This window comes from Ruminococcus difficilis, from assembly GCF_016680995.1.
Window position 1 is genome coordinate 1 of sequence record NZ_JAEQMG010000203.1, and the last position, 566, is coordinate 566.

The 566-nt window shown below is 51.6% G+C and carries 1 pseudogene; it reads left to right on the forward strand.

The features are described from left to right. Window positions 1–24 precede the first annotated feature (24 nt). Window positions 25–566: pseudogene (locus tag JKK62_RS18135) on the forward strand (hypothetical protein); the annotation flags it as partial.

A 566-nucleotide genomic window follows, 5' to 3' on the forward strand; every position in this document is an offset into this window, starting at 1 on the left:
CCGGAGCGAGTGCGCCGGTTGCCGATGCCGACTTTCCTTGTTCTGTCGGGGACAGGGCTGCATATCTACTATGTTTTCCAGCAGCCGATTGACCTATACCCGAATATAAAAATTCAGCTCAAGAGTCTGAAATATGACCTCACTTTCCGGATATGGGAGTATGGCAGCACTTCGCAGGTCAAGGCGATCCAGTATCAATCCATCAATCAGAGCTTCCGCATGGTGGGCAGCATCAATGACAAGCATGGGACGGAGCTGGTCGCTTTTCGTACCGGAGAACGGGTAACGCTGGATTATCTGAACTCCTACGCAAAGCCAGAAAACAGGGTGGATGTCAATAAGCCTTTCAGCCCATCCAAAATGACACGAGCTGAGGCGAGGGAGGCATATCCGGAGTGGTATGAGCGTGTTGTTGTGAGAGGCGAGAAAGGACGTAAGAAGTGGGACATTGCCGGAAAGGTGCATGGTGATGATCCGTATGCGCTCTACCATTGGTGGCTGCGGCAGATCGGAGAGATAAAGGGCGGGCATCGGTATTTCTTTTTGATGTGCCTTGCTATCTATGC